Source organism: Schaalia radingae, assembly GCF_900106055.1.
In the GTDB taxonomy this organism is placed as follows: Bacteria; Actinomycetota; Actinomycetes; order Actinomycetales; family Actinomycetaceae; genus Pauljensenia; species Pauljensenia radingae_A.
This window is the reverse complement of the sequence record NZ_LT629792.1, coordinates 496,614-517,448: the sequence shown is the minus strand read 5'-3', so window position 1 is coordinate 517,448 and position 20,835 is coordinate 496,614. Positions and strand designations below refer to the sequence as shown.

The following is a 20,835-nucleotide window of genomic DNA, read 5'->3' as shown; positions in this document are numbered from 1 at the left end:
CTGAATCGGGGGGCTCCAAGATCTTGGAGCCCCCCGATTATTTCTGTGGAAACTAACGATAATGGGCCCTTATGAAAGGAGCGAAAAAGCTTCGTCGAGGCCAGTGCGCTAAGTCAATTGAGCTACATTTCGTATTCCAAGGTTCCCGGCTCCCTGTACTCCCACTCCAGGTCTTCATCGGTGATTCGCCTGATGAATCTGGCGGGCACTCCGGCCACAACGCACATGGGCGGCACATTCTTGGTCACCACGGCTCCGGCGCCCACAATAGAGCCCTTGCCAATGGTGATTCCGGGAAGCACAACAGCGTGCGCGCCAATCCACACGTCATCCTCAATGTTGATGGGAGCAGAAAACTGCGTGCCATCCTCACGCAGCTTAGGGTGAATCGGGTGGTTAGTGGACGTTAGAGTCACGTTGGGACCAAACATAACGTTCTTGCCAATGTTGATCTCATAGTCGTCTACAAGCGTCAAACCCGTATTGGCATAAGCGTTGCCAGAAAAAGTTGTGCGGTGCCCGTAAGCAACAGAAATAGGCGGCTCGAGGAGAGCATTTGAAGCGCTTTCGCCAAACAGTTCTGCAATGAGTTGCTTACGTAGGGCCTCGTCGTCTACGGTTGTTTGATTGAAACGCGCAACCAGTCGTTTAGCCCGGTCCCGCTCATCCTTGAGTCCTTCCAAGCCCTCGTAGGCATCGCAGTACAGTTCGCGCTCTTCAATGCGCCTGCGAACTTCTTCTTCTGAAAAATAAGCGGCCATTAGTCTATTCCTTCTATTCTTGGGCAGCCGCAAGATTCTCCTGGTACCAGTAACACAGGGAAGATCATGTGTTTTGGTAAAGGCTCGTACGGCTCTTTAACGAGGGTCTCGACTGCGGTGGTAAGCATTTCGTTAATAGGCTGTCTTACAGTGGTGATTCGAGGTTGAACATACTTAACGGTGTCCGTGCCATCGAATCCCACGATGGCAACGTCTTCGGGGATGCGAACTCCAGCTTCTGTTACGGCTTTTTGGAAGCCGATAGCTAGTGCGTCAGAAAAACAGAACACGGCGGATGGGCGCGAGTCTAGTTGTAGGAACCGCTTTCCGGCTTCGTACCCGCCCTCTAGTGACCACGAAGTCATGATGGGGGTGAGGGGTTGCAAGCCCGCATCGGATAGTGCCCGATGATAACCAGCCAACCTAGTGTTATCGCCAGGGAATAAACCGCCTAATACTGCGAGGATTCGTTCGTGCCCATGGTCGATCAGATGCTGGGTAGCGATTCTGCCTCCCTCGGCAAAATCGGGGCCAAGTGTGGTGAAGTGTTCCAAGCCAATCTGGCGGTCCAAAAGAATGGCTGGAACGGGAAGTTTTTGGTGGCGCCAATCTTCGTCGTCGAGTGCTGAGACCATAACTATGAGGCCGTCCACTCCCCATGAGAGCATTTCGCTGATAACGGTTTTTTCAGTTTCTGGATCGTTATGAGTGTTGGAAAGCAACATGGAGAGGTTGTGGCGCGACAGTTCTCGGTCCAGTCTGTGCACTACGGCGGAGTTAAACAGGTGCTTCACGTTGGGTATAACCACGCCGCACGTCTGCCTAGCTCCTAGCCGCAGTGCTCTTGCCGTGCCACTGGGGTGGTAGCCAAGCTCTTGGATAGCTTCAAGAACTCTAAGGCGGGTGCTCTCAGCTACGGGCCTGGGGCCGTTGTTTACAACGTAGCTGACAACGGCGGAGCTGACGCCAGCTCGAGCGGCCACCTCATCTCGAGTTACCCGGCGTTTTGGTTCAGTCCGCACGTTGCCACCACCTTGAAATCATTACTTCACCGCGCCCGCGAGCATGCCCTTCATGAAGTACTTTTGCAAGAACAGGTATGCAACTAGCACGGGGATTACACCCAGGAATGATCCGGCGATTGCTGCGTTCACGTTGGATCCGGCCGCGCCGAAGAAGGACGCGATAGTGGGAGCCAGCGTACGCATTTCATTTGTAGTCATGATGTAGCTACTCAGCGCGAATTCGTTCCAAACGTTAGTGCCGGTAAGGATAACCACCGTGATTGTCACGGGCTTTAGTAGCGGCAAAACGATAGAAAAGAAGGTTCGTAGCGTTCCCGCTCCATCGATCTTCGCGGCTTCCTCCAAACTTCCGGTGATACCGCGCAAAGACTGCGTGTACAGGAAGATCGCCTGGGGAAGAGCGAAAGCTGCCAGTGGCAAAACTAGGCCCATGTAGGTGTTCATCATGCCGAAGCTCTTTAGCAGACGGATCAAGGGAACAAGGATGGACAGTGGGGGAATCATCATGACGGTAAGCGTCAGCATGAGGATCGTTTGATTCCACTTTGTCCGGCGTCGCGCAAGTGGGTAGGAGGCTAGTGCGCCAACAACTACCACGATGGCTGTGGCCAGGATGGTAACAATAGCCGTGTTTAAAATGGCTTGGCCTACGTGTCCGCGTTCCCATGCGATGACAAAGTTCTCAAACGTGGATTCTCCAAAGGGGATCGCCCACGCCGAGCTTTGATCTCGCGAACCTTTAAAGGATGCAACCACGCCTAGGTAGAAAGGTACTAACTGCACAAGGCAGACCAGTACCAGGAGGAAAAGTATGAACTTAGGAGTTTTCAAAGAATTCTTATTTTCACTCATCACAGCCCCACTCTCGTAGCGCGCCTATCAAGCCAGCGGTTTGTAATAACCGTGAATAGAACGATTATGAAGAACAGCACCACGCCTTGCGCGGCTGCGTAGCCGGCGGCCTGACTGCCAAAGTAGGTGCGTCCAATAAGCGTTGAAACCGAGTTGGTGTCAAAGCCTGGACCGCCATCGGTTAGAACCTTGATGATGTCGTAGAGCTTGAGTCCTCCGATTAGGTTAATGACCACGGAAGCAGCGAATGCCGGGTGGAGCATTGGCCAGGTGATGTCTTTGAACTGTTGCCAGCCGTTAACACCGTCAAGTTGGGCGGCTTCGTGAACTTCTGTTGGAATCGACTGCAGTCCGGACAGGTAGATGATCATCGATACGCCAACGAACTGGAACGAGTTGATGAATACGATTACGGCGATAGCAAAGTTGGAGTTTGCAAGGTATGCGACGGGCTGACCACCAAACGCTTCCAAGATCCCGTTCAACGCGCCCTGGCGGAACCGGAATACGAGGTAGTAGAAGGTGCCCATAACGACCGGTGAGATGAGGACCGGCAGGTAGATAATGGCTCGCACACTGTTGGAAATCTTGCCGGAACGCTCTAGCAGCACTGCTAGAAAGAGGCCAATTATCTGCTGTAGTATCGTGCTTCCAACTCCGTAAATGAAGGTGTTGCGCACCGCTACAAAAAAGTTGGGGTCGCTTACAAGCCTCGTGTAGTTAGACCATCCTGCGCTGGAAAGAGTTGGAGAGTATCCATCCCAACTGGTGGTGGATAGGTATGCGCCTTGGATTACGGGCCATACGAGGAAGATAGCGAAGATTGTTAAAGCGGGAACATACATTAAGTTCACAGAAGAACCTTTGAAGAATCTGCGCACCGCTGTTTTTGTATCACTCATGGTTCACCTAATCGTGGTAATGAGGTGGGGTAAAATCTGTCGATTTTACCCCACCTCTAAGCAGATAATTACTTCTGCTGTGAGTACAGCGTCTGGTACTGGTCTGCCATCTGCTGAGCAGCAACTTCCGCTGTCATTTGACCATTGATCACGCCATCGGTGGTGGTAATAATGGTGTTCCACATGCCGTTAGGCAGGTAGAGACGGTCGAAGAACGGCATGGTCGGAATCTCGCCGGGGGCAACGTACTTGTCGAAGCTCGGCTGCAGGTTGCCCAGGTCTACTTCAACGTTGGTTAGGCCAGCGTAAGCGCCCATGGCCTCAAGGAACGGCTTAGCATTTTCTGGCTGTGCAAGGAAGTCAACGTACTTCAAAGCAAGCTCTTCGTTCTGGCTGGTCTTAGAAACGCCGAATGCGCTCACGCCTTCGCCACCAACCATGTACGGTCCGTCAACGCCGGGCATCGGCATGAAGCCAAGGTTTGCATCCGGGTTGTACTCGTAAGCCGTGGAAAGAACGAACGGCCAAGAGATCGCAAAAGCTGCGGTGTTGTCAGCTAGCTGACGCGACATGTCGTCAAGCGTCGCGGACACGTAGTCAGGGTTGAAGAATCCCTTTTCCTGCCACTTCTGAACGTGCGAAGTTACGCCCTTAGCCCAAAGTTCAGTGCTGAAATCGCCATTCTTGAACGCTTCGTTTTGCTCGGGCGTAAATGCGCCAGAAGCAATGTAGTTACCAACGTCGCCAGCGTTTGACTCTTTACCGGATGCAGTGATCGGGGAAATATTGAGCTCGTCCTTGATCTTCTGCATGGCGGCGTCGACGTCATCCCAGGTCTTTAGCGAATCCGGGTCAACACCTACCTTGTCGAGGATTTCGTAGTTGACCAAGAGTCCTGTGGTTGAGTACTCAAGAGGAAGGGCGTAGATGTTTCCGTCAGCGTCATACATGACCTTGTCGAGGCCCTTGCTGACGTACTCCGCCCAAGGCCGGTCATTCAATGGGCGCAAGTAGGGGCTGTAGCGGTTAACAGACCAGCCGTGCGTTGAAAACACGTCTGGCACTGAATCCGAAGCCATCTTGACCTTCATGTCATCTTCGAACGAAGAGGACGCGATGGTGAGATTTACCTTTGAATTCGTTTCGCTCTCAAACTTTGCGGTCAGCTCCTTGATCTTGGCTTCCTGAGGCGAACCGGTAGGCATGTTCATGAACACGTCAATGGATCCGCCGTCAGCGCTGCCGCCTGCGTCAGAGCCAGAGCCTCCTGAACAGCCAGCTAGGCCGAGTGCCAGTGCTGACGCTGCTACGGTTGCAACGAAAATTTTCCCTTTTCTCATCGTGAAAAGACTCCTTCGCCTTTATTGGTTTCCTACTTTTCGACTATTTCGAAAAGTAGCGTCTGGTCAGTGTGTAGACGGGGTGTCTGCACACCAGAATTTTGGAGAATGGAACCGGTGGTGGTGATTCCATCAAAGTAGCGCCGGCCATCTTCAGCGGGTTGGCTAAGTTCGCCAAACCACAGTGGCGGCACCAACCCTGAGGGCTCACTGCCAACGATTACCGGACGAATAGTGTAGGTGCGCGAATCATCCAATCCGCTAAAGCGTAGCCTTCCGCGCGGAGAGATAGCGGAGCGTCCTCGCGTAACCATTTGGAATAGCGCGCGAGATTTATCTTTCGTAACTACTCCGTGTAGCCAAATCGTTTCATCGGGTGTTTCGCAACGAACAATGTCCGAAGAGTGGAGGAAGTCACGGTTCAACTTGTAGAACGCGATCCAATCCTTCAGGTCGGACATCTCGCTGTCAGTGGCTTCAAGAATGTCCCACTCGATTCCAAAATGGCCCCAAAGAGCGGTGCCACCGCGCATGGCCATAGTGGAGTGGCGTCCAGTGGTGTGCGATTCGGTTGATGCCACGTGCGTGCCCATGAGCTCCGGCGGTGACACCTGGTTGTACCAGCGGGTCATCTCTTGGCGCTCAACCGGATCAATGCAGTCCGACACCCAGAATCGGTCGGTGTGCTGCAAGACCTCTAGATCTACGCGGCCACCTCCAGAAGAACAACTTTCAATTTCGAGGCCGGGACATTCTGCCTTGATCTCGTCAAACAGCCGGTAAACAGCGTGTGTTTGAGCAGATACGCCAGCGCGTCCACCAAGCTGAGTGTTACCCGCTTCGATCAGGTCACGGTTGTGATCCCACTTGATGTAGTCGATCGAATACTCGCGCACTAGCGACACAACGCGGTCTTTAACATACTCAAACGCTTCCGGGATTGCGATGTTGAGAACCTGCTGATGACGCCACTGTAGCGGTAGGTCTTTTGCGTCGGTGCTTCCCTGCGCGGCCATGATCCAGTCTGGATGCTTGCGGGCCAGGTTGGAATCTTCGTTGATCATTTCCGGTTCAAACCAGAGCCCGAACTGCATACCGAGGTCGTGCACCATGTCAGCCAGTGGCGTTAGTCCGTCTGGCCAAACATCTTCATCTACGTACCAGTCGCCAAGCCCCTTAAAGTCATCGCGGCGGCCAAGGAACCAGCCGTCGTCGAGGACGAAGCGCTCAACGCCAATTTCGGCAGCCTTTTGAGCGAGCTTCTGGAGCTTCGGAAGATCATGGTTGAAGTAGACCGCTTCCCATACGTTAAGGGTTACGGGACGCTCAGTCTTGGGATGATTCTTGCGGCTGCGGAACCAGCGGTGTACCTGCTGGGCAGCGTCATCGAGGCCGTAACCGTGCACAGCGTAGAACCAAGGAGTCGAGTACGTTTCGTCCTTGCCCAGCGTAACTTCACCGGGCATGAGTACTTCCGAACCGGCAATGATCTGCTGTCCGCCGATGGATTTTTCCACCCAGGTGCGGTGGTTGCCAGACCACGCGGTGTGCAGGCCCCAAACTTCGCCCTGGCGGAACGAAAAGCCTTTTGGACCAACGAAAGTGAAGCCGGGAGCGTCAAAGCCGGTGCGTCCGTGGCGCCCTTCGCGCAGGTCGCAGCCTAGAACTACGGGGCGACGTTGGGCTACGCGTTCCTTGCCCCACCTTCCGGTGGTATCGAAGATTTCATTAGCTTCGAGCGGCAGGCTAAGTGAGATGCCCAGCTCTTCCAAGTGGTAATCGGACTCGGAGAGGTTGGTTAGCTCCGCGCGGATACGCAGTGGGCCCTGTTCGAACGGCTCCACGAAAATCTTCAGAGCGAGCTGTGAACCTTCTGAAGTTGCAGAGAACGCAACGGGCTGGTTGTTAACGAATGCGACTCTGTCTGCAATATGGCAATTCTCAGGGAGTTCTATGTCCGCGCATTTAAAGCGGGGAGCCCAGCTGGTTCCGTCGGCTCGGTGTCCGGCCAGAGCTGGACGTCCCAACCAGCCGTCGGATTCAAGTGGGATGAGAGTGGAGGAAACGTGATCATCGGGCGCATTCCCGTCCAAAGACTCTCGGTTGCTTATTACCGCCGCTTTCACGTCAGCTGGGGTGAGAGTACCTAAGGCTGGGCCCCAATAGCAAACCTGGGGGATTCCGCCGAAGGAATTGTCCAGAATAAATCCGGTATCTCCGGCGCACATGTAAACGGCGTCGATTGTTTTATCTTTCACGCGGGTCTCCTTTGAACTGCGTTAAAACGCTTCTGCAGCGACAAAGCTAACACGATCTACACGCGTAGACCAATTTTCAGAGAGTAGTTACCAAACCGTTATGTTCATTCTCAGTCTCGAGTTCTTTAAGATGCTCCACGCCTGGTCCCACGTGCTGCCTTGCCTTGAGCTGGGTTGTTAGGCCTGTCATTATTGCTACGTGAGCGACACTAGTGTGCAGGATTCAAAAGATATTCGAGGTGGGCTCACTGGCGGCATTGCCAGTGAGAAACCCCGCCAAATCCAGGTTGCGGACTTCGACTCGGTTCGTCAAGCCAGCATGTGGCGCCAGCATGGTAGCGCGGAAGCCACGCGGCGCCTAATCGCAGTGTTGCGGACCGCGATCCTGCTCGGAGACGTCCTCACCATCGATCGAAATCAGCTGTTCGACGGGATCTTCTTTCTCTCACTCGGGCCGCAGGGCATTGCCCGGGAATTGGGGCTCGGGTCGGACGCTGTTCTTCCTCTTAAAGTCAAATGCCAGCCCGAACCTGACCAAGATGCCGATAGCTGTGATGCAGACAGTGACCGGAGGGTTCCCGCAATGCGGGGGACGAACGCCGGCCAAGGTGACCTCGTAAACGTTGATCTACAGCTTCGAAAAGTGCGCGATCCCGCGTTCTTGCAAGCCTCATCCGCACGCATGGCAACCATGGCGGATACAGCCCCAAACGACTGGCTGTGTCACGCGATTGGCAAGAGTTGGGTGCGCGGGGCGGGCCTCACAAATTATGCGAATGAGCTTGAAGATCAGCGGATTGAAGCACTAATTTGTCGCGCGCAAGATCAGTGGGCACAAGCCATCGTTGACGGCCTGGTGGCGGTTGATCGTTGGGATCGAGGGACGGGCACCGCCACTCTGGATGTGCCGGGCACACTCCGCCAGACGCTTGCGCAGCAGCTGGGGGACGAACAGCCAAGACCTCTGGCGCAATTCGTCCTGGAGCAAACATCAAACTTTCGCAAAGAAGTGACCGGCAGTGTTTTTGCGTGGATGACCGCGAATGAGGGCGAGGCTAAGCCGGCTCCAAGCGCGCGAGATCGCTCCACGCGAGCACTGGAAACGGACACTACTTGGCACGAGGCGCGTATGGCGATGGACATGTGGTCGCGCTCCTACTACCGCGCCATTGCGAGCCAGGACGGCGCAATGTACCTGTCGTTCTATGACAACTCGTTCGATGCTAGTAACCAGAACTTGGCCGCGCGTTACAGCCTCATACTGCCGGGCCGCTCGCGGTTGCAGCGGGTGCGTGACCGCGCTTTTTCCTCGGGTCGGGCGCAGACGATTCGTGTTGAGGGAGAAATACTTGACCATATGCTCGTGATTGCACCTCCTGTTTTCGCGCAGCTCTATCCGCTAACTCGAGAGTCTGCGCGAGACCTGATTCAACGCGGGCAGCGGCAGGCAATGTTTGACATGGCCTATGCGGCGCGCGAGGCCGTGAGTGCGCCAGATACGCATTCGCATAGGAAGTTCGTGACCCTCATGCGCGTTTTGTCGATGTCCGTGTTGGCGGTTGTGATTTCCGCGTTGAGTTTGATGACGGACTTGACGGATATGTCTACGGGCGCACAGATTGTTGCTGTAGCGGTGTCCGGTATTTTGGGTGTTGTTGCCGGTTTGCCGTGGGATGATTTGGCAGAACTTTTCCGGCTTCGCGGATCTGCGATGACAGCTACTTTGACGATGAGTAATGAGGGGGAGCATTAATGTCGGACTGGAAACTGGAGTGGAGTGCGCCGGATTTCCCGGTTCGTGTTGACAGTAGGAGCGGCAGCACGCCCACAGGGGAACCTCAGACGCACTACCGCGTGAGCGTGGGCGAGGCCTCTTTTGCCGGCGCTGTAGCGGTTCCGGTCGCTCGTGATACGGGCCGCGTGCTTTTAGTACACCAAGAGCGCATCCGGGTTGGGCGAGAGCTGTGGGAGCTACCTCGCGGCATGGCGGAAGTTTCGGACCCTGATCCGGTTGCAACGGCTTTGCGAGAGCTACGTGAAGAAACGGGGATTAACGCTAAGGCCGGCGAGTTCTTGGGAATGGTATTTCCAGATTCTGGTTTCTTAGCGTCCGAGGTGGCTGTTGTGCTCGTAGAAGTGGCGGGCGAGGACGTGGCGAGAGATGCCTGTGATGGTGAGGTTCAGGCGCAGCGCTGGTTCTCAAAAGAGCAATTGGATGAGATGATCCGAAATGGTGAGCTGCGCGACTCGATTAGTTTGAGTGCGTTGGCGGTGGCGGCTCAGCGGGCTTAGCCGTGTAAAGGGCCTGGATTGTAAAGGCACCGGATTGCCAGAGGTAAGGTGCGTTGCTTTTCTGTGGCTGGACACTTCCTCAAAAGAAGGCAAAGTCATGACACACTGAAGGTTTGCCTACCGCTCCTGCTTCGTCGTTTCAAACGCTTTACCCGAATAATCCGGATCCTAACCAGCCGGATACCGAAGTTTTGCGCCAGTTAGCGTCCCGCCTGTCCGGGCAGGTTCGCGGCGAACTCGATTTCACTACGACGGCGCGGGCCCTATATTCGACGGACGCCGGCAATTACCGTGTGGTTCCTAGCGTAGTTTTTGCCCCGGTAGATAAGGCGGAGGCCATCCTGGCTATCAACACTGCGCGGGATCTGGGCATGCCGATTACGCCTCGCGGATCGGGTACGTCGTGCGCGGGTAATGCGATTGGTCCAGGCCTCGTGATCGATTTCTTGCGTCATATGAATCGCGTTATCTCGGTTGATCCGCAAAAGAAGACGGCGATTGTGCAGCCGGGCTGCATTGAGGCAACACACCACCGCAGGATCTTTGTTGTGGTTTAACTTGGATTACAACTGGGCAGCTCGATACTGCACGCGAAAAAATCACCACGCTTGTCGAGTAGCTAACCCCGTTTGCGCTTGCCGGCATCCCGATCGTTGGGGTGGAGCCGTCTTGCACTGCGGTACTTCGCGATGATGCTTTGGATCTGAACATTCCTGCAGAGGTGGAGACCGTGAGCTCAGCTGTTTACACGCTGGCAGAACTCCTCACGGCGCCGGCGCCTATCGGACCCGATTCAACGGATTGGATGCCTAACTTGACGGGTAAAGAGGTGGTGGCCCAGCCTCACTGTCACCACTATTCGGTGATGGGATGGGACGCGGACGAGACCCTGTTAAACCGCGCGGGTGCCAAGCTGATCAAGCTCTCTGGTTGTTGCGGTCTGGCTGGAAACTTTGGAATGGAGGCGGGCCACTATGAGACCTCGGTGAAGGTAGCGCAACAGTCTTTGCTCCCCACTCTCGCCCAGCACCCGGATGCGATTTATTTGGCCGACGGATTTTCTTGCCGCACCCAGGCAGGGCAGTTGGCGGGGCGCGGCGGAGTGCACCTCGCCTCTCTAATCAAACAAAACCAAAACGGTCCAGGGACCAGCTCGTGATGTCTGCAAGCTAAGAAATGAGGTGTCCACTTAGACGCCCATTTTGATACAACGCTTGGCTTGGCTGGGTAGCGGATCGGGATGGGTGTTTTGCTTGTTGGAGTGGCAAGGTAGTTCGATCGGTTGTTGGCTATGTGAGGGTGATGGTTCCTTTCGTGCCGTCGACGGTTACGATTTGCCCATCGGTGAGTGTGCTGGTGGCGTTTTGGGTACCCATCACAGCGGGGATGGCGTATTCGCGAGCGACGATAGCGGCATGGGATAACTGTCCGCCAGTATCTGCAACCACCGCACAAGCCAGACTAAACAGTGGTGTCCAGGTGGGGTCAGTGTACTGGCAAATCAGTACGTCGCCGGGCTGAAGCCGGTAGAAATCCGCTGTTGAGGTAATGATTCGGGCTGGCCCCGATGCTCGCCCAGGCGATCCGGGAGTGCCAGTGAGCGTGGCTTCACCTTCGAGCCTGGTAGGAGCTGCGTTTCCCCACCATCTTGCGGCAGCTTCGGGTCGGTGTCGGTGCCGCAGCGCTATGAGTTTTTGCACGTGTTCGATCGTTAGCTCCTGATTTAGGGCGGCGGTGACCTCTGCGAAGGTCAGTAGCTTGATGTCTGAAGCTTGGTTAAGGTAGCCGTTCTTGTACATGCGATTGGCGAGTATGTCCATGAGCACTCGGGCTTGAACGTAGGCTTCCTCGATCATGTAAAGGGAAGCTTCGCGGGCGATGTGCCCGGCTCGCCAACGTTGCACCATGAGTTTAAACTTGCTGCGGGTGAACCGTGGTAGGCGTTTGGTAATCGATGCGATGAGATCGTCATGACTGGGCGGGTTATGCTCAGGGACGCTCTGGCGTCGAATCGCGGCCAGCGTGTGGCTGAGTTGCTCGAGGTTTTCGCGCCAGGAACGTTGCGAGAATGGCAGGTACATCTTAGAGGTGTTCGCTCCGTAGGAATCTAAGAACTGCGTGATCTCGGCACAAGTGGACTCTGATTCAGGTGACAAGGCGGCTAGTCGTTGTAGTTCGCGGTTGATTACAGTGGTCGTATAGTCGAGTTGACCGAGAAGATCGTACGGGGTCAGGTCTGCGCGTCGGGCAAGTTTCAGCATGGCTTTGAGCCGGATGGAAAGCAGCATCGCTGGGCCGAGGTAGTCAAGGAATCTAGTGCGCGCAATATCATCCACCAGAGCCAAAGTTCGGTCGAGGGCATCGATAATCGTGGTGTGGGGTGCATCATCCGCCGGAATACCGATAGCTGTGAGCCGCTTGCGAAACTCTTGTTCCACCGTAGGCCAGTCATCGGGGTCGGGTGAGGGGTAATTCAATAGCCGTAGCAGTTTTGGGCTGAAGCGCACCTGGGGGTAGGCGACGGTGATGGTGCCGTCGTCACTCATCTCGATCAGTTCAGTGATCGGGGTGGAGTACACCCCAATCTGGGCCATGCCGAATTGCAGCTGGCGGTGCACCCTGGTAATGGCAAGCAGGTCGAGAGGGTATGGGCCGGGATAATGCTCAACTAGGTCTTGGCGAAATATCCGCGCCAGCCGGGAGGGCTTACGACCCGGTTTCTCCGCAGTACTACTGGTGTCAGTCTTGGCTGGGATGGTGGTGATTGGTCTGGCTTGCAGCAGCCACAGCTGGTCGTCGTATGCCCACTCGACATCCATCGGCATAGCGAAATACTCATGCACCTCTCGACCCACGGCTGCGAGTTCACGTACTTGGTCATCGGTGAGGCAGCGTTTGCCTACCTCATTGGGGGTTTCGGTGCGTATCGTCTGGCTGCCGCTGCGGTCGAGGCGGGATTGTTTCGCCCCTACCTGCACGCTGATGTGGTTGCCGCTGACGCGGTAGTCATCCGGTGTGACCGCACCAGCAACCACGCTTTCACCTAAACCCCACGATGCGTTGATCACCGTTTCCTCCGCACCACTGATGGGATCAACAGTGAAAAGCACCCCGGCAGTGGTAGCGTCAATGAGGCGTTGGACGATGACCGCTATCGCTACCTCGGTGTGGTCGATGTTGTGGCGTTGGCGGTAGTTGACTGCCCGATTAGTCCACAGTGACGCCCAGCACGAGCGCACAGCCGCACAGACCGCATCTACCCCCACGACGCCGAGGAAAGTGTCTTGCTGGCCAGCAAACGACGCCTCCGGCAGGTCTTCAGCAGTAGCCGATGAACGCACCGCCACCGCCACATCCCCACCCCACGCAGCAAGATATTCCCGGATCGGAGCCACGACCTGTTCAGGAAGAGCCTGGGCTTCAACCGCATCCCGCACCGCGCCAGCGCCCCCACGTGCCAGTAAATCGGCAAGATCGAGATTAGCTACCGCCTGCCGGTAGACCTCAGCCGAGATAACGAACCCATCGGGCACCGGGAACCCCGCTTCAACCAGACGCCCCAGCCCCACGGCCTTGCCACCACCGGTGGCCAAAGTGGCCTCACGCAGCGAAATGATCATGATGAACTCCTTGCTACTACCAGCCCACCCGCAGTGAGCAGGAGGGCAAGAATGACCATGCATAGTGATGCTGTTCCCAACGAAAACCTGGTGCACACCCCGAAGGCGGGTACGAGAACAGCTGCCCCAGCGTGTCGACCTAACTGCACCCATGACGATGTTGTTGCCACCTGATCTGGTGGAGCCACCGCCTGGGTGGCAGACAAGATCATCGGCAAACTCCCCGCGCAACCCCCACAGATCAGCGCCACCCCCAGACTCAACGCCACCACCGAGTTAGCACCAAGAACCCCCACCCCACTTGCGGCCACCGCGAAAGACACAATCAAACCCCACCGAGACTGTGAGAACATCCCACCAGTCAGGCTACCCACCGCCGCCGCGAGAAAACACGGCACCAACCACAATCCCATACCGGCCGAGTCGATGCCATGAAGACGATCCAACTCCCACGGCAGATACGTCACCGCCACCGCGATCAGCCCACCAGCAATAGCCGATAACACAAAAAACCTGGTTAACACACCAGCTGACACTCTCGGCACCACCGCCGATAGCCGCCAACGGTGGCTACCGTGAGCGGCAGGAGTACTGCGAGGTGTGCGGGGAATAAGAACCAGGGCTAATGCCACACCACACACCGCCACCGGGACCACAGCGAGCAGGCCGAAACGCCAGCCTGGCCCAGCAGCAAAATAGCTTCCAAGAAGTGGACCAGCTACTTGAGCAACTACCTGAACCAAGCCGAGCACACCAAAGACCCTGCCCCGCTCACCCTCGGGCATCCCACCTACCACCAACAGCGCAGCCGGCACCACCACACCAGCACCCATGCCTTGCAAGAGGCGACCCAGCAGAAAAACCAGCATCGACGAAGCTAGGCCGGCAAACACAGTCCCGACGACGTAAATAGCGAGACCACAGGCATAACTTCTACGGGCACCCCACCGGTCAGCCAAGGGAGCACCCACCACTAAAAAGACCAAAGAGAAAACGAAATACGTGCCATTAACCCAGGAATAGAACCCAGGCGCAGCAAAATCACTCACAATCCGTGGCGTCATCACCGCCACCATCGCGTGCATCAACCCAGAACACGCCATCCCCACCGCAGCAGGAATCAACGCGGCATGAGGGCACGCGCGCAGCACCATCACCGACGAATCCCGGTAAGCAATAGATCCAATTGCGCATCAAAAACCTCGCCCAAGCCAGGCGATTCAGGCTCCAACGCCCACAGCGCAACCGAAGAAAAATAACACGCCGCAAGCCCGTGTGTAATCTGCTGCACAGGCACATCACGCCACTGCCCAGAAGCCACACCACGCTGCGCGCACTCAGCGAAAAACTCAAACAGTCGCCCCCGCTCAGCACTAGCAGCAACCTTACCCACCGAACGCAACCGCGCCAACACCATCATGCGAGCAATAACCTCGTTATCACCAAACCACTCGGCAGCTGCCGCAAAGCTGGCACGCACCTGCTCATCAGCAGGCAACGACGGGTCATCTGCGCCCAGCATCATCTCGAGCACATGCTCACTCAGAAACGAAAACACGCCTTCCTTCGTCGGGAAATGCGTGAAAAACGTTCCCTTGCCAATATCGGCCGCTTCGGTGATCTGATCGACAGTAGTGGCATCAAAACCCTGCGACTCAAACAACTCAACAGCAACCTCAACAATCCGCTGCCGCGTCGCGACCCGCCTGCGCTGAACCCGTGGACGATCAACCATAAAAATAGAGTAACACTAAACATGACCACAGTCATATTAGGTGGCAGTGCGGGCCCGGCACCCACACCGCACCCCAGTGCACCCGCCGCAGCCGTTGTGCAACCAAGAAGCACCTGCTGCACCCAAAACCAGCTTTTTATCAAAATGAACGTCTAAACATCATGTTTTCAAGGTAATCAGCCTCATCCCCGAGTTCTTCTCTTGGGATTATATGGTCAGCCTGAAGATCCAATCGAGTACCGCAGTCCTGGCATCGACCTGTCTGACTGTTGTGCCACTCGTAAACCGCTTTCATTGTCTGACGGGGCGGGTAATGAGCCTGGAATGTCTTCTTGGACGCTATGGAGGTTCCGACCTGGGACGGATTCAAGGGGAGCAAACAAGCAATTTTTGGAGCAAAAAGGCAAAACAAAACCTGCTGGCGCGAAATTGTATCAACACCAGCAGGCAGTTAGTGGAGATGGGGGGAATCGAACCCCCGTCCGACAGCCGCCCCCGAGGTCTTCTCCGGGTGCAGTTTGCCAAAAGATTTTCGACCCGCCTCTACTGACAAACCAGATGAGGCAAGCTTAGTCAGCTAAGTGTTGACGACCGCCCACTGACAAGGCGCCCATCCAGTGGCTCCCGAAACGACGCCAGGATCCGGGCTGGGAGCATCACCCGGGCTGACGGACTAAAGGCTCTCAAGCCGCAATATCAGGCGGCGAGAACGTAGTCGGTGCGATTCTGTTCGGCACCTATTGGTTTGCACGCATCGTTGACGAGATGAGCATGCGTCCTCGACCCGCTTCCCCTCGATTGACGACCACCGTCGAAACCGATCATCCCCTATGTAATTCACAAACCCGTCGCTGTGCCACTTTCGCAGCGTCACCAGCGCCGGACATCAAAGTATAGCGAGCAGTCGGTACACTTTCAATATCCAGTTGAAACCAGCAAGGCCGGCCACCCTCGTCAGTGACGAGCCTGCTTCACGTAGCGCCGCATCGCACGCTCCGCCTCACGCTTATCCTGAGCCTCGCGCAACGCCTGACGCTTGTCCCACTCCTGCTTGCCCTGGGCAAGCGCAATCTCAACCTTGACGCGCCCGCGCACAAAATACAGTTCCAACGGCACAATCGTCATACCTTTGGCCTGGCTGCGCTGTTCCAGACGTGCAATCTCATCACGATGCAGCAGGAGCTTGCGCTTACGGTTCGGCGTGTGATTGTTCCAGGAACCCTGCGAATACATGGGAATATTCGCCTGATAGAGCCACGCTTCCCCATCGCGCGCTTCCACCCACGCATCAACCAGCGACGCGCGTCCCATCCGCAGCGCCTTGACCTCGGTCCCGGACAGGACAAGACCGGCCTCAAACGACTCATCTATCGAATAGTCATGCAGCGCCTTCTTGTTGCGTGCAATCATCTTCTTCGCGTCAGAATCTTCCTTGCGCTTCTGCGCCTCGCTCAGTTTCGGTTTCTTCCAGTCCTTCGGCATGTCCCCTCCTCCCAGGATTGACGAGGGTACCCTCCAGCACCGCTCACTCAGCAGCCACCCATTCTACAGGAAATCGGTCGGATCAACGTCCACACCGTCCTGCATCAACGACAGGTGCAGGTGGCATCCGGTCGCATACCCCGTCGCACCGGTATATCCCACAACGGTCGAACGGTCCACGTGAGCACCCACCGGCACAGCGAAACTCGACAGGTGCACGTGCGCAGAAACCCACGAATGACCGTTAATCATGCCGTGGTTGATGTACAGCACGTTGCCGCCGGCCGTCTCCTGCTGAGCAGCCACCACCGTCCCCGGAGCAATCGGATACTGGGGAGAACCACACGGAGCAGCAAAGTCAGTTCCGTTGTGATACCTGTCCACACCCAGAATCGGGTGGTGACGCCACCCAAAGGGAGAAGTGATCTGCAGCGGAATATGCAGCGGAGAGGTGAACATGGATCCAGCAGGTGCGAAGTTACCTGACGTGGCTGCCTGCTGAGCTGCTGCGGCGCGGTTAGCGGCATCGATCTCAGCAAGTTTGGCACTCATCGCGTCAAATTCTTCCTGCCACTTGGTCAACTGGCTCTGAGCCGTCTTCTTCTGGCTCTCCCATTCTTTCTTCTTCTGATCGCGATCCGACTTCATCGCCGTCAATTCGCTCAGATGCTTATCGGCTTCTTCCTTGGAGGTGCGCGCCTGCTCGGATGCCTGGCGTGCTGTCTGTTCAAGGTTTGCGATCCGCTCCGTGACAGCTTCCTGACGCTGCGCCTGGTTTTCCTGGCGAGCCTTCAACGCCAGAGCCTCATTGAGCGCACGGGTGTGCGAACGCATCAATGTGTCAGCTGCAGCTGCACGATCCCCGATTTCTCCCGTCCCCTGCGAGGTCAGAGCCAGCAGTTCAGGGCTGGACATGTCGCCGCGATACATTTCACGGGCGAGGGCACCGATCGCCTGGTTGGCTTCGTCTTGCTGCTTTTCAGCTTCATCAATTTCCCGAGCGATACGGCTCTGCTCAGCTTCAGCACTGTCGAGCTGGTCAAGCGCCAACTGGTGCTGGCGGTCAGCCGCCTCGAACGCCTGCTGCGCTGACTTCAACTGAGCTTCAGCCCCCGGGATCTGACCGTTGAGACGTTCCAGATCCACATACACCTGCGCCAGTGACGAATCAATTCCCTCAAGCTGACTGGTCAGCTCATCAATATGCTGAGCCGAGTCCGCCTGCTTGCGAGCCACCGAGTCGCGATCATCATCACCGTCAGCTGCGGGCATCAGCACTGCAGGTGATGGCGCGGCCTGCGCTGGGGCTGCCAACGCGTCGCCATCAGCGCGGCCGGCGATGCCCAGAGCACTGATAAACGCAACCGTTGTTCCCACAGCGAGGGCGGCACGGCGGCGGCGCCCTCGAACCTGACGAACCTGACTCATCGCACCCTCGCTTTAAACCTTCGTGTACTTTGCCAGCGAGAATGCCGACGCGACTACCGCCAGCAGCAGCGCTGCCACAACCAGCACCGGAGTCATAATCCACACTTCGCGCATGCCGACAAAGCTTGTCCACTTGAACGCCGGAGCGATCCACCCGCCGATCACAAACTTCACACCCAGGAAGAGCGACCCGACAGCGAGCAGCGCGCCAGTCAGAGCGGCCAGAGCACCCTCAATCATGAAGGGAGCCTGAATGAACAGCGAGGACGCACCGACAAGTCGCATAATCGACGTCTCACGTTCCCTGCTCATCGCGGACAGGCGGATCGTCGTTGTGATCAGCAAGATGGCCGCCACAATCATGACGCCGGCCAGCCCCAGTGACATCAGCTTGGCTTTGTCGATCACGGAGAAGAGCGGCTCCACAATTTCGCGCTGATCCTTGACCTGCGCCACGCCGGGAGTGCCGGAGAATTCTTCCTTGATGATCGAATACTGCTGTGGGTCAACCAGGCGCACGCGGAACGAAATCGGCATCATGTCCACCGTGGTCCACTGCGTAATCGGGTTCTCCCCCATGATTTTCTGGAAGTTCTCGAACGCTTCTTCCTTCGATTCTTCGTACACGTCCTTGATCAGTGGGGCCAGCTCACCGGACGTCAGCTTGGTACGCACCGCGTCAATCTGGTCGCCGGTGGCTTCCTCGGCGTTACACGAGGGGATCTCATCGCCCTGTGCGCACATGTAGATCGACACTTCGATCTTGTCGTACCAGTCGGACTTCATGCGGTTGACCTGCATCTGCGCCAGGCCGGCCACGCCGACGAACAGCAGTGACACGAAGGTGACGATGATGACGGCCACCGACATCGCGCGATTACGGGTCAGGCCTTTGCCGACCTCGGAAAAGATAAAGCGTAGTTTCATCCCTCGATCACCTTGCTGCTCCATAGACACCACGGGACTGATCGCGCACCACTGTGCCGTCCTGAAGCTCGATGACGCGTTTACGCATCTGGTTGACGATGTCGGCGTCGTGCGTGGCCATCACAACAGTGGTGCCGTTGCGGTTAATGCGGTCAAGCAGGCGCATGATGCCCAGCGACGTATCCGGGTCAAGGTTGCCGGTCGGCTCGTCAGCCAGCAACAGGGACGGCCGATTTACCATTGCGCGCGCGATCGCCACGCGCTGTTCCTCACCGCCGGACAGTTCGTGAGGCAGGCGTTTTTCCTTACCGGACAGTCCCACCAGTTCCAGCACGTCCGGTACAGCCGTCTGGATCGCGTGCTTGGGTTTTCCGATGACCTGCATGGCCAGGGCGACGTTCTCATACACGGTCTTTGATTCGAGCAGCCGGAAGTCCTGGAAGACCGTTCCAATCTGGCGGCGCAGTTTCGGCACGGCCCAGCGTGTCAGTTCACCAACATCGTGCCCCAAAACCCACACATGCCCCGAAGTGGCGATATTTTCTCGCATCACCAGCTGCAGGAACGTCGATTTGCCGGAACCTGATTTGCCCACCAGGAAGACAAATTCTTCGCGCTCAACCTCAAGGGACACATCGTCGAGGGCGGGGCGCGCACCCGGCTTGTACACCATGGTGACGTGGTCAAATCGAATCATGAACAGAACGCCGTTTTCATCAGACAACAGATCATTGTCAGACTATGGGCATTCGCCCTCATGGCCGGCGTGCGACACGCGGACGCGCGCATTCTGCGCGCGTCACCACCTCACATCAGGCCGATTCAGCTTCGTTCTGCTGGTTCTTGCGCCAGCGGATCCCTGCGTTAATGAAATCGTCAATACCGCCGTCGAACACGTCCTGCGGGTTCCCTGATTCGAACTCGGTGCGCAGATCCTTGACCATCTGATAGGGCTGCAGGACATAGGAGCGCATCTGGTCACCCCACGAGGCTTTCACGTCGCCAGCCAGTTCCTTCTTCTTGGCCTGCTCTTCCTCGTGACGCAACACCAGCAGACGTGACTGCAACACACGCAGGGCTGCCGCGCGGTTCTGGATCTGAGACTTCTCATCCTGCATCGACACAACAATGCCGGTCGGCACGTGGGTCATACGGACAGCCGAATCCGTCGTGTTCACGGACTGGCCACCAGGCCCCGACGAGCGGAAGACGTCAACTTTCAGATCCGACTCAGGAATATCAATGTGGTCCGTTGACTCAATCAGCGGGATCACCTCGACGGCGGCAAAAGATGTCTGGCGTCGGCCCTGATTGTCGAACGGGCTGATGCGCACGAGACGGTGCGTACCGGCCTCCACTGACAAGGTGCCATACGCGTAGGGTGCCTGCACCTCGAAGGTAGCGGACTTAATTCCGGCTTCTTCCGCGTACGAGGTATCCATCACTTTAGTGGGATAGCCGTGGCGCTCCGCCCAGCGCAGGTACATCCGCATGAGGATTTCGGCAAAGTCGGCGGCATCCACACCGCCGGCACCTGAACGAATGGTGACCACGGCGTTGCGCTCGTCGTATTCACCATCCAGCAATGTGCGGATTTCCAACGATGACAGGTCATCACGGATTGCCTGCAGATCATTTTCCGCTTCATCCAGCAGATCGCCCGACTCATCGGAATCTTCACCTGCCAGCTCCACCATCGCTTCGAGGTCGTCAATACGCTCTTCCATGGTGGTGAGGCGTTCGAGTTCATTTTGCGCATGCGACAGTGCAGTGGTCACTTCCTGCGCATGTTCCACGTCATCCCACAGGTCAGGTGCGGCCGCCTGCCTGGACAAGTCAGCAATCGTGGATCGCAGCTTATCCGGCTGGGAGACAGCCAGAATATTCTCCATAGTGGTGCGCAGTGCTGGTATTTCTTCAGAAAACTCGATGGTCACCCTCCCACTGTAAACGATCGAGGGCAGCGATCAGGACTCCCCTGCTGTTATACATCTGACCCACCGCCGATAAGCGGCCGACCGTGCGATGCCTCAACGTTTCATGTCACACCAACGTTTATTTGACCACTTCTTTACTTTGCGGCGCGTGGCAGGATGTCGCCCGATTCTTCAACGACGACCAGAAAACCGCATGATGGCGCGACTCCCTCGTTCATCGCATAAGAAAACCCCTACCCACACGCACGGCACATCAGGGGTAGAGGAAGTCTATAT

At 56.6% G+C, this 20,835-nt stretch carries 17 protein-coding genes, 1 other RNA gene and 1 pseudogene; 4 read left to right on the top strand and 15 right to left on the bottom strand.

The annotated features are described in order from the left end of the window. Positions 1-122 precede the first annotated feature (122 nt). From BLT69_RS02200 to BLT69_RS02175, 6 genes are all read right to left on the bottom strand, one after another. Complete coding sequence (locus BLT69_RS02200) at positions 123-761, bottom strand: sugar O-acetyltransferase (RefSeq protein WP_092648297.1); 639 nt, start codon at positions 759-761, stop codon at positions 123-125. Then, positions 761-1,744, bottom strand: coding sequence for a LacI family DNA-binding transcriptional regulator (locus BLT69_RS02195; RefSeq protein ID WP_371935803.1), 984 nt, complete (start codon positions 1,742-1,744; stop codon positions 761-763). The genes BLT69_RS02200 and BLT69_RS02195 overlap by 1 nt, the downstream gene beginning before the upstream one ends. 60 nt (positions 1,745-1,804) lie before the next feature. Beyond that, complete coding sequence (locus BLT69_RS02190; protein WP_092648295.1) at positions 1,805-2,638, bottom strand: carbohydrate ABC transporter permease; 834 nt, start codon at positions 2,636-2,638, stop codon at positions 1,805-1,807. Then, complete coding sequence (locus BLT69_RS02185) at positions 2,638-3,540, bottom strand: carbohydrate ABC transporter permease (protein ID WP_092648294.1); 903 nt, start codon at positions 3,538-3,540, stop codon at positions 2,638-2,640. The genes BLT69_RS02190 and BLT69_RS02185 overlap by 1 nt, the downstream gene beginning before the upstream one ends. A gap of 68 nt (positions 3,541-3,608) precedes the next feature. Further along, on the bottom strand, positions 3,609-4,880 hold the full coding sequence (locus BLT69_RS02180) for an ABC transporter substrate-binding protein (protein ID WP_092648293.1): 1,272 nt from the start codon (positions 4,878-4,880) through the stop codon (positions 3,609-3,611). A 32-nt stretch (positions 4,881-4,912) separates the two neighbouring features. Then, on the bottom strand, positions 4,913-7,138 hold the full coding sequence (locus BLT69_RS02175) for an alpha-galactosidase (RefSeq protein ID WP_257590378.1): 2,226 nt from the start codon (positions 7,136-7,138) through the stop codon (positions 4,913-4,915). A gap of 199 nt (positions 7,139-7,337) precedes the next feature. Here BLT69_RS02175 and BLT69_RS02170 point away from each other — a divergent pair, with 199 nt between their 5' ends. The 4 genes and pseudogenes from BLT69_RS02170 to BLT69_RS02155 form a co-directional block, all read left to right on the top strand. Continuing rightward, a complete protein-coding gene (locus tag BLT69_RS02170) occupies positions 7,338-8,891 on the top strand; it encodes a hypothetical protein (protein ID WP_092648292.1) in 1,554 nt (517 codons plus the stop codon). Next, positions 8,891-9,430: an NUDIX hydrolase gene (locus BLT69_RS02165; RefSeq protein WP_092648291.1), complete on the top strand. Its 540-nt coding sequence runs from the start codon at positions 8,891-8,893 to the stop codon at positions 9,428-9,430. The genes BLT69_RS02170 and BLT69_RS02165 overlap by 1 nt, the downstream gene beginning before the upstream one ends. A 293-nt stretch (positions 9,431-9,723) precedes the next feature. Further along, positions 9,724-9,987, top strand: coding sequence for an FAD-binding oxidoreductase (locus tag BLT69_RS11005; protein WP_257590424.1), 264 nt, complete (start codon positions 9,724-9,726; stop codon positions 9,985-9,987). Then, positions 9,969-10,589 (top strand): annotated as a pseudogene (locus tag BLT69_RS02155) ((Fe-S)-binding protein); the annotation flags it as partial. The gene BLT69_RS11005 and the pseudogene BLT69_RS02155, both read left to right, overlap by 19 nt. Before the next feature lie 130 nt (positions 10,590-10,719). On the opposite strand, the gene BLT69_RS02150 reads toward BLT69_RS02155, so the two are convergent. The 9 genes from BLT69_RS02150 to prfB all read right to left on the bottom strand — a co-directional run bounded on the left by BLT69_RS02150 (position 10,720) and on the right by prfB (position 20,559). Continuing rightward, complete coding sequence (locus BLT69_RS02150) at positions 10,720-13,050, bottom strand: PEP/pyruvate-binding domain-containing protein (protein WP_162272389.1); 2,331 nt, start codon at positions 13,048-13,050, stop codon at positions 10,720-10,722. Next, positions 13,047-14,204 (bottom strand): MFS transporter, encoded by a 1,158-nt coding sequence (locus BLT69_RS02145; RefSeq protein ID WP_257590423.1) that lies wholly within the window; start codon positions 14,202-14,204, stop codon positions 13,047-13,049. Before BLT69_RS02145 ends, BLT69_RS02150 begins: the two co-directional genes overlap by 4 nt. Then, positions 14,204-14,785: a TetR/AcrR family transcriptional regulator gene (locus tag BLT69_RS02140; RefSeq protein ID WP_092648287.1), complete on the bottom strand. Its 582-nt coding sequence runs from the start codon at positions 14,783-14,785 to the stop codon at positions 14,204-14,206. Before BLT69_RS02140 ends, BLT69_RS02145 begins: the two co-directional genes overlap by 1 nt. Positions 14,786-15,237: 452 nt before the next feature. Next, positions 15,238-15,614: a transfer-messenger RNA gene (ssrA, locus tag BLT69_RS02135) on the bottom strand. Positions 15,615-15,739: 125 nt separating this feature from the next. Continuing rightward, positions 15,740-16,267: an SsrA-binding protein SmpB gene (gene smpB, locus BLT69_RS02130; RefSeq protein WP_092648286.1), complete on the bottom strand. Its 528-nt coding sequence runs from the start codon at positions 16,265-16,267 to the stop codon at positions 15,740-15,742. A gap of 63 nt (positions 16,268-16,330) precedes the next feature. Continuing rightward, entirely contained in the window at positions 16,331-17,695 is a 1,365-nt protein-coding gene (locus BLT69_RS02125) for a M23 family metallopeptidase (RefSeq protein ID WP_070725551.1), read from the bottom strand. 12 nt (positions 17,696-17,707) lie between these two features. Then, on the bottom strand, positions 17,708-18,622 hold the full coding sequence (ftsX, locus tag BLT69_RS02120; protein ID WP_058236138.1) for a permease-like cell division protein FtsX: 915 nt from the start codon (positions 18,620-18,622) through the stop codon (positions 17,708-17,710). Between the two features lie 7 nt (positions 18,623-18,629). Then, positions 18,630-19,319 carry a cell division ATP-binding protein FtsE gene (ftsE, locus tag BLT69_RS02115; protein WP_058236236.1) on the bottom strand — a complete coding sequence of 230 codons (690 nt, stop codon included), beginning with the start codon at positions 19,317-19,319 and terminating at the stop codon, positions 18,630-18,632. Between the two features lie 115 nt (positions 19,320-19,434). Beyond that, entirely contained in the window at positions 19,435-20,559 is a 1,125-nt protein-coding gene (prfB, locus tag BLT69_RS02110; RefSeq protein WP_058236139.1) for a peptide chain release factor 2, read from the bottom strand. Between the last annotated feature and the right edge of the window lie 276 nt (positions 20,560-20,835).

Bases quoted from the DNA above. Each gene is read 5' to 3' on its own strand.
- BLT69_RS02200 (WP_092648297.1), bottom strand. From the start codon at position 761: ATGGCCGCTTATTTTTCAGAAGAAGAAGTTCGCAGGCGCATTGAAGAG.
- BLT69_RS02190 (WP_092648295.1), bottom strand. From the start codon at position 2,638: ATGAGTGAAAATAAGAATTCTTTGAAAACTCCTAAGTTCATACTTTTC.
- BLT69_RS02185 (WP_092648294.1), bottom strand. From the start codon at position 3,540: ATGAGTGATACAAAAACAGCGGTGCGCAGATTCTTCAAAGGTTCTTCT.
- BLT69_RS02180 (WP_092648293.1), bottom strand. From the start codon at position 4,880: ATGAGAAAAGGGAAAATTTTCGTTGCAACCGTAGCAGCGTCAGCACTG.
- BLT69_RS02165 (WP_092648291.1), top strand. From the start codon at position 8,891: ATGTCGGACTGGAAACTGGAGTGGAGTGCGCCGGATTTCCCGGTTCGT.
- BLT69_RS02150 (WP_162272389.1), bottom strand. From the start codon at position 13,050: ATGATCATTTCGCTGCGTGAGGCCACTTTGGCCACCGGTGGTGGCAAG.
- BLT69_RS02145 (WP_257590423.1), bottom strand. From the start codon at position 14,204: ATGGTGCTGCGCGCGTGCCCTCATGCCGCGTTGATTCCTGCTGCGGTG.
- BLT69_RS02140 (WP_092648287.1), bottom strand. From the start codon at position 14,785: ATGGTTGATCGTCCACGGGTTCAGCGCAGGCGGGTCGCGACGCGGCAG.
- smpB (WP_092648286.1), bottom strand. From the start codon at position 16,267: ATGCCGAAGGACTGGAAGAAACCGAAACTGAGCGAGGCGCAGAAGCGC.
- BLT69_RS02125 (WP_070725551.1), bottom strand. From the start codon at position 17,695: ATGAGTCAGGTTCGTCAGGTTCGAGGGCGCCGCCGCCGTGCCGCCCTC.
- ftsX (WP_058236138.1), bottom strand. From the start codon at position 18,622: ATGAAACTACGCTTTATCTTTTCCGAGGTCGGCAAAGGCCTGACCCGT.
- ftsE (WP_058236236.1), bottom strand. From the start codon at position 19,319: ATGATTCGATTTGACCACGTCACCATGGTGTACAAGCCGGGTGCGCGC.